The 14090-nt window shown below is 69.2% G+C and carries 9 protein-coding genes; 4 read left to right on the plus strand and 5 right to left on the minus strand.

Features of this window, described 5'->3' with window-relative positions; all coding sequences use genetic code 11:
• Window positions 1-124 precede the first annotated feature (124 nt).
• Together JCR33_RS17800 and JCR33_RS17805 are read left to right on the plus strand one after the other, a co-directional pair.
• Window positions 125-1051 carry a 3-hydroxyacyl-CoA dehydrogenase gene (locus JCR33_RS17800; protein WP_198883473.1) on the plus strand — a complete coding sequence of 309 codons (927 nt, stop codon included), beginning with the start codon at window positions 125-127 and terminating at the stop codon, window positions 1049-1051.
• 22 nt (window positions 1052-1073) lie between these two features.
• Window positions 1074-2000, plus strand: a complete 927-nt coding sequence (locus JCR33_RS17805; protein ID WP_198883474.1) for a BKACE family enzyme — start codon at window positions 1074-1076, stop codon at window positions 1998-2000.
• A 15-nt stretch (window positions 2001-2015) separates the two neighbouring features.
• Here the strand turns inward: JCR33_RS17805 and JCR33_RS17810 are convergent, their stop codons facing one another.
• The 4 genes from JCR33_RS17810 to JCR33_RS17825 all read right to left on the minus strand — a co-directional run bounded on the left by JCR33_RS17810 (window position 2016) and on the right by JCR33_RS17825 (window position 10319).
• Window positions 2016-3044: a Gfo/Idh/MocA family protein gene (locus tag JCR33_RS17810; protein WP_198883475.1), complete on the minus strand. Its 1029-nt coding sequence runs from the start codon at window positions 3042-3044 to the stop codon at window positions 2016-2018.
• A gap of 1 nt (window position 3045) precedes the next feature.
• On the minus strand, window positions 3046-4164 hold the full coding sequence (locus JCR33_RS17815; protein ID WP_198883476.1) for an isocitrate/isopropylmalate dehydrogenase family protein: 1119 nt from the start codon (window positions 4162-4164) through the stop codon (window positions 3046-3048).
• A 48-nt stretch (window positions 4165-4212) separates the two neighbouring features.
• Window positions 4213-5334, minus strand: coding sequence for a site-specific DNA-methyltransferase (locus JCR33_RS17820; RefSeq protein WP_198883477.1), 1122 nt, complete (start codon window positions 5332-5334; stop codon window positions 4213-4215).
• Between the two features lie 137 nt (window positions 5335-5471).
• On the minus strand, window positions 5472-10319 hold the full coding sequence (locus JCR33_RS17825) for an NAD-glutamate dehydrogenase (protein WP_198883478.1): 4848 nt from the start codon (window positions 10317-10319) through the stop codon (window positions 5472-5474).
• Between the two features lie 464 nt (window positions 10320-10783).
• Between JCR33_RS17825 and JCR33_RS17830 the strand changes: the two genes are divergently transcribed.
• Together JCR33_RS17830 and leuD are read left to right on the plus strand one after the other, a co-directional pair.
• Window positions 10784-11308, plus strand: a complete 525-nt coding sequence (locus JCR33_RS17830) for a hypothetical protein (protein ID WP_198883479.1) — start codon at window positions 10784-10786, stop codon at window positions 11306-11308.
• Between the two features lie 84 nt (window positions 11309-11392).
• Window positions 11393-11998: a 3-isopropylmalate dehydratase small subunit gene (gene leuD, locus JCR33_RS17835; protein WP_198883480.1), complete on the plus strand. Its 606-nt coding sequence runs from the start codon at window positions 11393-11395 to the stop codon at window positions 11996-11998.
• A 76-nt stretch (window positions 11999-12074) separates the two neighbouring features.
• On the opposite strand, the gene tkt is transcribed toward leuD, so the two are convergent.
• On the minus strand, window positions 12075-14060 hold the full coding sequence (gene tkt, locus JCR33_RS17840; RefSeq protein ID WP_198883481.1) for a transketolase: 1986 nt from the start codon (window positions 14058-14060) through the stop codon (window positions 12075-12077).
• Window positions 14061-14090 lie beyond the last annotated feature (30 nt).

The raw sequence follows: 14090 nt of genomic DNA on the forward strand, positions 1-14090 counted from the left end.
AGGACGCTGGAGCTGGTTCCAGCTCTAGCGCGAGGTCGAGGCGCGGGCGATGATCCCGCGCCCCGGCGCAGAACAACACAACACCGACGAGCGCGGCCCATCGCGCTGCGGCAAAGGAGGAACGATGTCGAAGGTCGCAATCGTCGGGGCGGGTCTGATCGGACGCGCGTGGGCTATGGTGTTCGCGCGGGCCGGATGGACGGTGTCGCTCACCGATCCGGCGCCCGGCGCGCTGGACGTGGCGCTCGAAGGCTGCCGCAAGGGCCTCCTCACCCTCGCCGAGAACGGCCTGTGCGATGACGCGGCGGCCGCGGCCGCCCGCATCTCCGCCGCCGCGAGCCTCGCCGAAGCGCTCGACGGTGCCGCCCACGTCCAGGAGAACGGGCCGGAGCGGGACGACGTGAAGGCCGCCCTCTTCGCCGAGATGGACCGGCTCGCCGCGCCGGAGACCGTTCTCGCCAGCTCGACCTCGGCGATCCAGTGCTCGCTGTTCACCAAGGAGCTCGACGGCCGCCACCGCTGCATCGTCGCCCACCCGGTGAACCCGCCCCATCTGGTGCCGGTGGTCGAGCTCTCCGGCGCGCCGTGGACCTCGCCCGAGACCGTCGCCACCGCCCGCGCCACCTTCGAGGCCATCGGCCAGGCGCCGATCACGGTGAAGAAGGAGGTCGAGGGCTTCATCCTCAACCGGCTGCAGACGGCGGTGCTGACGGAGGCCTTCCGCCTCGTCGAGGAGGGCTATGTGAGCCCGCGCGACCTCGACACGACGATCAGCCACGGTCTCGGCCTGCGCTGGTCGTTCATGGGTCCGTTCCAGACCATCGAGCTCAACGCGCCCGGTGGCATTCCGGACTATTGCGCCCGCTATTCTCCCTTCTTCCGCCGTCTTGCCACCGAGGCGGGCGGGCCCGAGGTTTGGGACGAGGAGCGCGTCAAGATCGTCACCGACGCCTGGGGTCCGCCTCCGGCGCCTGCCGATCATGCGGCGATGAGTGAGTGGCGCGATGGCCGGCTCGCCGCGCTTGCCGCCCACAAAGCCAGCCGCAGCTGAAGAGTTTCGACAGGAGGACCCCATGGCCGACAAGGTCATCATCACCTGCGCCGTGACAGGCGCGATCCACACGCCCACCATGTCGCCGCATCTGCCGATCACGCCGGCGGAGATCGCAGACGCCGCGATCGGCGCCGCGGAGGCGGGCGCCGCCGTCGTGCACCTGCACGCGCGCAACCCCGAGACCGGCAAGCCCGACCAGTCGCCGGAGGCCTTCGCCCCCTTCCTCTCCGTCATCAAGCAGCGCAGCAACTGCGTGGTGAACATCACCACCGGCGGGGCGCCGACGATGCTCGTCGACGAGCGGGTGAAGCCGGCGGCGCACTTCAAGCCCGAGGTCGCCTCGCTCAACATGGGCTCCATGAACATGGGCCTCTACCCCATGCTGACGCGCTACCCGAGCTTCAAGTACGACTGGGAGGAGCCCTATCTCGAAGGCTCGCGCGACCGCGTGTTCAAGAACACCTTCGCCGACATCGAGTACATCCTCACCACCTGTGCGGAAAACGGCACCCGCTTCGAGATCGAGTGCTACGACATCGGCCATCTCTACACGCTGGCCCACTTCGCCGATCGCGGCGTGATCAAGCCGCCCTTCTTCGTGCAGTCGGTGTTTGGCCTCCTTGGCGGCATTGGCTCGCATGCCGAGGACGTCGTGCACATGAAGCGGACGGCGGACCGTCTGTTCGGCGACCAGTATCACTGGTCGGTGCTCGGCGCGGGGCGCAACCAGATGCGGATTGCCGCGATGTCGGTGTCGATGGGGGGCAACGTGCGCGTCGGCCTGGAGGATTCGCTATGGGGCGGGCCCGGCCGTCTCGCCGAGACCAACGCCGAGCAGGTGCGGACGGTGCGCGCCATCATCGAGGGCATGGGCCACGAGATCGCGACGCCGGACGAGGCGCGCGAGATCCTGTCCCTGAAGGGCGGCGATCGCGTCGCCTTCTGAGGCGGCCGGCCCGCGTCAGAGGCTGATGCGGGCCCCGTCCGCCGCCGAGCGATAGACCGCCTCCTCCACGCGGAGGCTGGCGAGATAGTCCGCTGCCGCGTTCTCGAGCGGCGCGCCGTCGACGAGATGGTCGAGCACGTGGCGCTGCAGCGCCGCGACCGCGCCCCCGGCAAAGCCCTCGTCGCGCCGGGCATAGGCGTGGCGCCGCTCCTCGTTGCGACCGAAGGGGCGGAAGAAGAGGCCGCCGTCGCCGTCGAGGCGCAGCGTGCCGGCCTCGCCCTCGGCGACGAACTCGCCCATCGTCAGCCGGCGGTTCTGCGCGACGTGGTCGCTGAGGCGATTGCCGTCGAACACGGCGCGGACCCCGTCGCCGTGGTCGAACACCAGGAGGCCCGCGTCCTCGCCCGCGATCGCCGGATTGAGGCGGCGCAGGTCCGCATAGACGCTCCGCGGCTCGCCGAGGAGAAAGCGGAAGACGTCGATGAAGTGGATCGCCGTCTCGTGGACGAGAAAGCGCTCCATCGTCTGAAAATAAGGCTGGCGGTCGAGATAGGCGCTGACGCCCTGGCCGTCGCCGGGGCGCAGGCGAAAGGTGAGCTGGTAGAGCCGGCCGAGACCGCCCGCCCGGAGCAGGCGATGGATCTCACGATACCACGGCGAGAAGCGGAAATTCTCGTGCACCGCCAGCATGATGCCTGCCGCCTCGGCGCGCCCTGCCGCGTCCTGCGCTTCGGCGAGCGAGCGGCAGAAGGCCTTTTGGCAGATGGTGGCGATGCCCGCCGCCGCCGTCAGCTCGATCAGGTCGCGATGGGTGGCGGGCGGGGTGATGATGTCGACGAGGTCGGGCGCTTCCGCCGCGATCATCTCGGCGGCGTCGGCGTAGATGTGCGGCACACCGTGGGCGGCGGCCATGCGGGCCGCCTTGTCGCGGTCGGCGTCCACCACCGCGACGAGCGCGGCGCGCGGCTCGGTCGCCCACGCCGCGTGGTGGAATTGGGCGAAGTAGCCGCAGCCGATGGTGGCGACGCGGAGGCGGCCCGCCACCTCAGCCCGCCGCGCGGATCGTGGCCGGCGCGTCGATGGCGGCGAGCACCGCGTCGGTCACCTGGCGCATGCCGGCGCTGCCGCCGAGCTCGCAGGTGAGGAGGCCGCCGCCGGCGAACGCCGCGTCCACCGCGCGATTGATGAGGCGCGCGGCGTCGGCATAGGCGGCGATGTCGTGACGCTCGGCGAGCCACTCCACCATCATCGCGCCGGAGAGGATCGCGGCGGTGGGATTCGCCTTGCCGGTGCCCATGATGTCGGGGGCGGACCCGTGGGCGGGCTGGAACACGGCGTGGGCGTCGCCGATGTCGGCCGACGGCGCATAGCCCATGCCGCCCACGAGGGCGGCGGCGAGGTCGGAGAGGATGTCGCCGAACATGTTCTCCGTCACGATGGTGTCGAACGTCCAGGGCTTGCCCACGAAGGTGAGGGTCGAGGCGTCGACGTAGAGGCGCTCGGCGGCGATGCCCTCGTAGGTCGAGGCGACCTCGTCGAAGACTTTGCGCATGAAGGCGAAGGAGGCGAACACGTTGGCCTTGTCGATCAGCGTCACCTTGGCGGCGTGGCCGGGTCGGGCGGCGGCGCGGCGGGCGGCGAGGTCGAAGGTGAAGCGGCTCACCTTCTCGGTGGTGGCGCGGGTGATGACCTGGAAGTCCCGCGCGACCGCGTCGTTCTCAACCACCCCCTTGCCGAGGGAGGCGAACAGGCCCTCGGTCGATTCGCGCACCAGCACGAAGTCGATGTCGGCGGCGCGCGGGTCGGCGAGCGGCGTCGGCACGCCGGGGATCGCCCGCGTCGGCCGCACGCCGGCATAGAGGTCGAAGAGGAAGCGCAAGTCGATCTGCGGCGTGATCTCGGTGCCGTCGGCATAGCGCACCGCGGGCAGGCCCATGGCGCCGAGATAGATGGCGTCGGCGGCCTCGGCGGCCCGCTTCACCTCGTCGGAGAGGGCGGTGCCGGTGTCGAGATAGGCCTGGGCGCCGGCCGTCAGCGTCTCGGTGAAGAGGCCGGGGCCACCGGTGACGGCGATCGCGCGCTCCACCACGGCGATCGCGGCCGGCGTCACTTCGTTGCCGATGCCGTCGCCGGGTAGGACGGCGACCTTGAGGGCGTTTGTCATTGTTGTTGTCCTCCCTGCCGTCCCGTGTAGCACGGGCCGGGGGAGGGGTCAGGCGGCCATTTGCCGGCGCATCGCCTGGCGCAGATCGTCGAGCAGCACGAGGTCGCCACGGTTGCGCTTGACGTGCCAGAAGGTCCACCCGTTGCAGGCCGACAGGTTGCGCACCGCCGCGCCCACCTTGTGGATCGAGCCCTCGTGCTCGCCCGAGCGGATCGAGCCGTCGACCCGTACCTGGGCGCGCGGACCGTCGCGGCCGCCGACGAGCTCCTCGCCCACCTTGACGTGGCCGGCCTCCACGAGGAGGCCGAAGGGGATGCGCTTCGGCCGCCCTTCGCTGCCCACCTGGGCGAGGTCGTCATAGGGCACGATGCCGGCAAGGCGCTCCTCGGCGATCGCCGCATAGTCCGCGTCGCGCTCGATGCCGACGAAGCCGCGGCCGAGGCGCTTCGCCACCGCCCCGGTGGTGCCGGTGCCGAAGAAGGGGTCGAGGACCACGTCGCCCGGCCGGGTGGAGGCGAGGATGATGCGATTGAGCAGGGCTTCCGGCTTCTGCGTCGGATGCTGCTTGGCGCCGGCGGCGTCGCGCAGCCGTTCCGCGCCGCTGCAGATCGGCAGCGTCCAGTCGGAGCGATGCTGGAGGTCGTCGTTGAACGTCTTCATCGAGCGGTAATTGAAGACATAGTCGGTGCGCGACTGGTCGGCGACGGCCCAGATCAGCGTTTCGTGGGCGTTGGTGAAGCGGCGGCCGCGGAAGTTGGGCATGGGGTTGGTCTTCACCCACACCACGTCGTTGAGGATCCAGAAGCCGGTGTCCTGCACCGCCGTGCCGACGCGGAAGATGTTGTGGTAGCTGCCGATCACCCACAGCGTGCCGTTCGGTTTCAGCGCGCGCCGGATCAGACCGAGCCAGCGCCGGGTGAAGCGATCGTATTCCTCGAAGCTCGCGAAGCGGTCCCACGCGTCGTCGACGCCGGCGACCTTCGTCTGATTGGGGCGATAGAGATCGCCGTCGAGCTGAAGGTTGTAGGGGGGATCGGCGAAGGCGACGTCGATGGACCCCGGCGCCAGGGCGGCCAGGTGATCGAGCGCGTCGCCGACCAGAATCTCGTCCCTCAGGAGTGGAGGTCGGAGCGCCCGGGACGTGGACGCTCCGACCGATTGTTCGCTCATTGCGACGCAATACCCTCACGCAAATCGCAAGACAGGATTTACGGCGTGAGGGTGAAAGGCCGGTTAAGCCCTTGCAAGAATTTCGGTTTACCTTTGTTACCAAGTCCTCAAGACGACTTACCGAAATCTAAACAAGATCAGTGGACGACGTCGTCGCCGGACAGGTCGGCGAGCAGGCCGGCGGCGACGGAGATGCGCGAGATCGAGATGCGGCCACCGTCGATGATGTCGGCGACGGCGCGGCGGGTGCGCGTGACGGCGGCTCCCTGCGCCTCCATCCAGGCGGCGACGCGCTCCGCGCCGGGGCCCGGCGGCATCGAGGCGAGCACCTCCACCGCGAGCCCGCGATGGGCGTCGGCAAGGGTCCGGCGCGCCCGGTCCACGGCGAGGCCGTCATAATAGTCGTCGACCGGGATGGTGCGGGCGGTGAGGTCGAGGCTCGCGAGCTTGAAGTTGTCGTTGAGGGCGAACCACACCTCGCCCGCCTCGCGCAGGCTCACCTCGCAGGCCGAGGCCACCACCACGATGTCGAGGGCGGCGGTGCTCAACGGCATCCGGGCGAAGAGCGGAGCGAGCGCCTCGGGCACGCCGAGCTCCATCAGCCCGGCGGCCTGCGCCCGCAGGTGGGCGGCGTCGTCCGGCGGCAGCATCTCGGCGAAGGTATCGCGCAGCTCGCCGATCCCGCCGCGGAAGCGGTCGACGACGGTGGCAAGCCCTTCGGAGAAGGTCTCGTTGCGCACGAACCAGACGGTGGCGTCGGTGAGCAGGCCGCGGATCGTCTGGTAGAGCTCGAGCTGCATGTCGCCGTCGATCTTATTGTCGAGCGCGTCGACCTCGGCGTTGATCTCGGTGAGGGAGAAGCAGTCGCGGGCGGCGGCGTAGGCGCGGGCGATGTCCTCCACCGGCGCTCCGGTCTGATCGCCGACGCGGATGATGAAGGTGGGACCGCCGCGGTTGATCATCGAGTTGGCGAGCTGCGTCGCGATGATCTCGCGGCGCAGGCGGTGGCCGTGGATGTCCTCGGCGAAGCGCTCGCGCATGGCGGAGGGGAAGTAGCGGTCGAGCTCGCGGCCGAGATAGGCGTCGTCCGGCACGTCCGACTGCAGGATCTGATCGAACAGCACGATCTTGGCGTAGGCGAGGAGCACGCCGATCTCGGGGCGGCTGAGGCCTTCGCCGGCGGCGACGCGGTCCGTCAGCGTCTGGTTGGACGGCAGGTCCTCGAGCTCGCGGTCGAGGCCGGAGGGCTCGAGCGCCTCCATCAGCCGGCGCTGGAAGCCGGCGGCCTCCGCGCTCTGCCGCCTGGAGAGGGAGATCGCCAGCGTCTGCAGGTAGTTGTTGCGCAGGACGAGCTCGGCCACCTCGTCGGTCATCTCGACGAGCAGGGCGTCGCGATCGGCCCGCTCGAGCCGGCCGGAGCGCATCGCCCCGGCAAGGGCGATCTTGATGTTGACCTCGACGTCGGACGTGTTGACGCCGGCGGAGTTGTCGATGGCGTCGGAGTTGATGCGCCCGCCCTTCAGCGCGTAGGCGATGCGCGCCTTCTGGCTGACGCCGAGGTTGGCGCCTTCGCCCACCACCTTGGCGCGGACCTCGCGGGCCTCGATGCGGATGGCGTCGTTGGCGCGGTCGCCGATGTCGAGGTTCGATTCGCTCGCCGCCCGCACGTAGGTGCCGATGCCGCCGAACCAGAGCAGATCGACCGGTGCCTTGAGGATCGCCCGCATCACGTCGGTCGGGGTGAGGGGGCCCGACGGCATGTCGAGCGCCACCCGCGCTTCCGGCGACAGGTCGATGGATTTCGCCGATCGCGAATAGATGCCGCCACCCGCCGAGAGGGTCGCGCGGTCGTAGTCCTGCCAGGATGAGCGGGGCATGTTGAAGAGGGTGAGGCGCGCGGCGTAGGAGGCCTCGGGGTCGGGATTGGGGTCGATGAAGATGTCGCGGTGGTCGAAGGCGGCGACGAGCTTCGTCTTGCGCGACAAGAGCATGCCGTTGCCGAAGACGTCGCCCGACATGTCGCCGACGCCCACCACGGCGAACGGCTCCGACTGGATGTCGTGGTTCATCTCGCGGAAGTGGCGCTTCACCGCCTCCCAGGCGCCGCGGGCGGTGATGCCCATCGCCTTGTGGTCGTAGCCCGCCGAGCCGCCGGAGGCGAACGCGTCGTCGAGCCAGAAGCCGTGCTCGGCGGCGATCGCGTTGGCGGTGTCGGAGAAGGTGGCGGTGCCCTTGTCGGCGGCGACCACCAGGTAGGGATCGTCGCCCTCGTAGCGGATCACCTCGGCCGGAGGCTCGATCCCGTCGGGGCCGATGTCGTCGGTGATGTCGAGAAGGGTGTCGATGAAGATCTTGTAGGCTTCGCGGCCCTCCTCGAAGAAGGCGTCGCGCTGGGCGCGGTCCGGCAGCTTCTTCGGAAAGAAGCCGCCCTTGGCGCCGACCGGCACGATGACGGCGTTCTTGACCTGCTGCGCCTTCACGAGGCCGAGCACCTCGGTGCGGAAGTCCTGCGGGCGGTCGGACCAGCGCAGGCCGCCGCGGGCGACGGCGCCGAAGCGCAGGTGCACGCCTTCGACGCGCGGGGAGTAGACCCAGATCTCGCGGAACGGCGCCGGGCGCGGCAGCCCAGCCAGCGCGTGCGGGTCGAACTTGAAGGCGAAGGTCGCGACCGGCGAGCCGTCCGCCTCGTGCTGATAGAGGTTGGTGCGGACCGTCGCCTCGATGAGGTTCTTGAAGCGATGCACGATGGTGTCGTCGGCGAGGCTGATGATCTCGTTGCAGAGCTCCTCGATCTCGCCGTCGAGCCGGGCGACCGCGGCCTCCCGATCGGCCTCGCCGAAGGTGGGGTCGAAGCGGGCGGTGAACATCGCCACCAGGGCGCGGGCGACGGCCGGATAGCGGTTCAGCGTCTCCGCCATCAGGTCCTGGCCGTAGGGAATCGCGGTCTGCCGCAGATAGCGGGAGAGGGCGCGCAGGACGGCGATCTCGCGCCAGCCGAGCCCGGCGTTGAGGAGGAGGCTGTTGTACTCGTCGCTTTCGGCGCTGCCTTCCCAGACGGCGATGAAGAGGGCCTGCAGCTTCTCGGCGAGCACCGACACCTCGATCTCGTCGCAGGAGGCGACGGCGAGCGTCATGTCGTGGATGTAGATGCCCTCGTCGGTCCCCGGCGTGTTCACCCGGAAGGTGCGCTCGTTGACGACGATGAAGCCCATGTTCTCCAGGATCGGCACGCGGGCCGACAGGAGGATGGGCGCGTCCTTGTGGTAGATCTTCAGCGAGCAGCGGTCCGGACCGTCGGTGTCGCGGCGGAAGAACAGGATCGCGGTGGGGGTATCGTCGGTGATCCGCTCCAAGATGGTGATGTCGCGCACCGCCCGCTCGGCGGAGTAGGTGGCGCGGTAGCTCTCCGAGAAGGACTCCGACCAGGAGGCGATCTTGAAGCGGTCGAGGCCGAGCTTGGGGGCGGCGAGCGAGGCGCGCAGCAACTCGTCGGCCCAGGTGCGGATGATGGCGGAGATGCGCTCCTCGAGCTCGCGCGGGTCGCACTGCGGCGTCTCGCCCAGGCGGCGGCCGACGATGATGTGGAGGCGCGTCAGCACCCCTTCGGGCATCGTCAGATAGCGGGCCGAGATGTGGCCGTCGTAGGCCTCGGCCATCAGCGCCTCGATCCGCTCGCGCACCTCGGTGGAGAAGCGGTCGCGCGGGACGAAGACGAGGATCGACACGAATCGGTCGAACGGGTCGATGCGCGGCAGCACGCGCACCCGCGGCCGGTCGGAGAGCTGCAGGATCGCGAGGGCGAAGCGGGCGAGGAGGTCCTCGCCGATCTGGAACAGCTCGTCGCGCGGGTAGGTCTCCATGATGTTGACGAGCGCGTTGCCGGAGTGGCTCTCGGGGTCGAAGCCGAGCCGGCGGATGACGTTGCCCACCTTCCGCCGCAGCAGCGGGATGTCCATCACCGACTGGGTGTAGGCCGTGGAGGTGAACAGGCCGACGATGCGCAGCTCGCCGGCGAGCACGCCGTTCTCGAAGCGCTTCACGCCGATATAGTCGAGGTGGACGCGGCGGTGGATGCGGCTGCGGACGTTGGCCTTGGCGATGAAGACGGGCTCGCCGTGCTTCAGGAACTCGCGCACCTCCGGCGTCATCGTCACGAGCTCGGAGCCGCGGCGCAGCACCTTGATGGCCGGATCGCGCAGGATGCCGAGGCCGGCTTCGTCGGGCGCCACGAGCTCGCCCTCGTCCGGCGTGCCGTCGAGGGTGTACTCGCGCATGCCCATGAGGATGAAGTCGCGCTTCTCGATCGCCTCCAGGAAGTCGATCGCCTCGGACAGGACGTCGGGGGCGACGGGCGGGGGCATGTGGCGGTAGCGCTCGATCGCCTCGCGCACCAGCGCCCGCATCTTGGGCCAGTCGGCGACCGCGGCGTCGACGTCGTGGTGCACGGCGAGCAGCGAGCGGGCGAGCGCCTCGCGGTGGTCGGGGTCGTCGATCGGGTCGACATGGACGTGCACGAAGCTCTCGTGCTGATGGCCGTCGCCGCTGTGGGCCTCGCCGTGGAAGGCGATGAGGGTGCCGGCCCGGTCCCGCTCCACCGCGAGCACCGGGTGCACCACGAGGTGCAGCTCGATGTCCTGGGCGTGGAGCTCGTTCTTCAGCGAGCCGAACAGGAAGGGCTTGTCGTCGTTGACGGCCTCCACCACCGAGATGGCATGGCCGCTCTCGGCCTCGGTGATGCGCACCTCCTCCGGCGCCATCACCACGACGCGCGGCTCGTCGGGCTCGCGGTGCTGGAGCGCCTTCCAGGCGGAGCGGGCGAGGCGCATCAGGTCGCCGACGCCGTAGCGGGCGAGATCCTCCGCCGCGGCGTGGCGGAAGAGCAGCGCGGCGAACGTGGCGAACCCGACATCGCTGGAGGAGGCGCGAACCTGCTCGGCGAGCTCGGAGAGCTTCACGTCCTTGGTGTCCTGGAAATCTTCGAGCATGGTCGACTCTCCCCCGCGCGTGACGGTCTACCAGGGTCCGGCACGCTCTCTTTTTCTCAACGAGATGCCCGATTGCAACGCAAGCGGTCTAGCCTGCGATCCTGAAGAAGCGGTGACCGTGCCCCCATTCCGTCGCGCGACGCTGGCGTTTCGGGGAGACGGAGGCCCCGCGCAAGCGCCGAAAAAAAATCGACGTCGAGGCCGACTTCGCCTCCGACGACGGCGTTTTGTCGCGTATTGCCCGGTTATTTTACGGAGAATTAAAGTTCAATTCGTGCGCTGATTCGGGACGCCGGGGCCTCGGGCGGAGCGGAAATGACGTGGCGTTGTGGCTCCCCGATACGCCACAACGAGGAGTATTATGCTATGGGCCCCAAAAGCGGACGACGGGCGGCCTAAACGACTGGCGTTGCCACGCATTATGCCTCATGACGGCAGACGCCTAGACAGGGAGACGGGGCGGCATGGACTTCGAGCAGCTTTTCGCGAACTTCCAGTACAACGACCTCCAGTGGTTCATCCCGGTCATGGCAGGCCTCGTCATCATCGTGGGGGGCCTGTTGATCGGCATCATCCGCGGGATGACGGCGGGGGTCATCGTGGCGCTCTTCTTCGGCGGCCTGATGTCGATGTCGCCGGTGCTGCTCAACGCGCTCCAGCGGCAGGCGAACCCGGTGAACGCCGTCAGCGCCGACGTGGCGCGTGGGGCCGCCGAGCTTTCCGTCCTCAACCACGACGTGGTCACGGAGCTGTCGCGGGTGGTCGCGACGATGCGCTCCACCCTCGCGGGCCTCGCCCCGATCGTGACGCCGGCCGAGGGCGAGGACGACAACGGCGTCGCCGAGCGCTTCAATCAGAGCCTCGCCGACACCGAGGAGCGGCTCGACGCGGCGATCTCGTCGCTGTCGCGCGCCAACCTGTTGCGCACGCGCCTCGAGGAAGACGTGCAGACCCTCGAGGTGGAGATGCGCCGCGCGCCGCAGCGCTGAGCTCCGATCGGACGCACCGAGGGTGCGGGAATTGAGACGCCGCGGACGCATGTGAGACGCGCCCCGCGTGCCAGGGAGACGACGATGGAACCATTCACCACGCTGACCGCGGTCGCCGCACCGCTGCCGATGATCAACGTCGACACCGACATGATCATCCCGAAGGACTATCTGAAGACGATCAAGCGCACCGGGCTCGGCAAGGGACTCTTCGCTGAGATCTCGCGCAATGCAGACGGGACGCCCGACCCGAGCTTCCCGCTCAACCAGCAGGCCTACAAGTCGGCGCAGATCCTCGTGGCGGGCGACAATTTCGGCTGCGGCTCCTCCCGCGAGCACGCGCCGTGGGCGCTGCTCGATCGCGGCATCCGCTGCGTGATCTCGACGTCCTTCGCCGACATCTTCTACCAGAACTGCTTCAAGAACGGCGTGCTGCCGATCCGCGTCTCGTCGGAGGACCTGAAGCGCCTCATGGCGCACGCCGAGCGCGGCGCCAACGCCACGCTGACGGTGGACCTGCCGGCGCAGACCGTGTCCGGCGCGGACGGCGAGCCGGTGGAGTTCAAGATCGATCCGTGGCTGAAGCACTGCCTGGTGAACGGTCTCGACGAGATCGCTCTCACCATGCAGAAGAGCGAGGCCATCGCCGGCCACGAGGCTCACCTCGCCGAGTCGCGCCCCTGGGTTTGAGCGAGCGGGCCCGGCGTCGCCGTCGGGCCCGTCGACTGCCGGTGAGGGAGACCCCCGAGGGATCTCCCGTTTCGCTCTAGCGGCCGAGGCGTTCGCGGACGGCCTCGATGGTCCGATCGGCCGTGATGCCGAAGTGCTCGTAGAGCGCCTTGTAGGGACCGGACGCGCCGTAGCCCGTCATTCCGATGAAGATGCCGTCGGAGCCGATCAGCGCGTCCCAGCCCTGCCGGATGGCGGCTTCGATGCCCACCTTGACCGGCGCGTCGCCGATCACGGCGGCCCGATAGTCGGCGTCGGCGGCCTCGAACAGCTCGAAGCACGGCACGCTCACCACCTCGGTCGGAATGTCGAGGCCGTTGAGGCGCGTCGCGGCCTCCACGGCGATCTCGACCTCGGAGCCCGTCGCGAAGAGCGTCGCGAGCGGCTTCGCCGCGGTTTCGAGGATCTTGTAGGCACCGCGGCGCGAGCGGTTCTTGGCGGCACCGGCCGGGGCCAGCGTCGGCAGGTTCTGACGGGTGAGGGCCATCAGCGACGGGCCCTTGTGCTCCATCGCGATCTCCCACGCCTCCGCCGTCTCCACCGCGTCGGCCGGACGCATCACGAGGAGCCCCGGGATCGCCCGCAGCGCCGCCAGATGCTCAACCGGCTGGTGGGTCGGCCCATCCTCGCCGAGACCGATGGAGTCGTGCGTCATCACGTAGACGACGCGCGTCCCCATCAGCGCCGACAGGCGGATCGCCGGGCGGCAATAGTCGGAGAAGGTGAGGAAGGTGCCGCCATAGGGGATCAGCCCGCCCGACAGCGCCATGCCGTTCATCGCCGCGGCCATGCCGTGCTCGCGGATGCCGTAGTGAATGTAGCGGCCGGCGAATTGGCCCGGGGTGATCGGCGACTGATGGTCGGTCTTGGTGTTGTTCGACCCGGTGAGGTCGGCCGAGCCACCCACCGTCTCGGGCACGACGCTGTTCACCGTGTTGAGTACGCGCTCCGACGCCTTGCGCGTCGCCATGGTCGGCCGCTCCAGAAGGAGATGCTCGCGCAGCGCCGCCATCGCTGGGGCGAACTCGCCCGGCAGATCGCCTCGGATGCGGCGGTCGAACTCGGCGCGCTTCTCGGCGTCCATCGCCTCGTAGCGCTGGCGCCACTCCTTGTGAGCCTGCGAGTTGCGCAGCCCGGCGATGCGCCAGGCGTCGCGAATGGCTTCCGGCACGTCGAAGGGCTCGCACTCCCAGCCGAGGGCGGCCCGCGTCGCGGCCGCTTCGGCCGAGCCGAGCGGCGAGCCGTGCACGCCCGACGAGTTCGCCTTGTTGGGCGAGCCGTAGCCGATGATGGTGCGGGCGGCGATGAGGGTCGGCTTGTCGCTCTGGGCGGCACGGGCGAGGGCGGCGTTGATCTCGACGGGATCGTGACCGTCGATGCGCTCGGCGGCCCAGCCGGCGGCCTCGAAGCGCTTCACCACGTCGCCCGATTCGGACAGCGACACCGGCCCGTCGATGGAGATGCCGTTGTCGTCGAAGATGACGATGAGCTTGTTGAGCTTGAGATGGCCGGCCAGCGAGATCGCCTCGTGGCTGATGCCTTCCATCAGATCGCCGTCGGAGGCGAGCACGAAGGTGCGATGGTTGACGATCGCGTCGCCGTACTCGGCGTTCATGATGCGCTCGGCGATGGCCATGCCCACCGCGGTGGCGACGCCCTGACCGAGCGGGCCGGTGGTCGTCTCGATCCCGCGGGCGTGGCCGTACTCGGGGTGACCGGCCGTGCGCGAATTCAGTTGACGGAAGTTCTTCAGGTCGTCGAGCGTGAAGTCCTCGTATCCGAGGAGGTGGTAGAGCGAATAGAGGAGCATCGAGCCGTGGCCGGCCGAGAGCACGAAACGATCGCGGTTCGGCCAAAGGGGGTCGGCCGGATCCACGCTGATGTGGTGTACGAAGAGGGTCGTGACGATGTCGGCGGCGCCCATCGGCAGGCCGGGATGGCCGGACTTTGCCGCCTCCACCGCGTCGACAGAGAGCATCCGAATGGCGTTGGCCATCGGCTTCAGCTTGTCCATATCCACCATGAAGGGCACTCGAAATGTTTGATAGTGTCG

It is taken from the genome of Acuticoccus mangrovi (assembly GCF_016411865.1).
Classification (GTDB): Bacteria; Pseudomonadota; Alphaproteobacteria; order Rhizobiales; family Amorphaceae; genus Acuticoccus; species Acuticoccus mangrovi.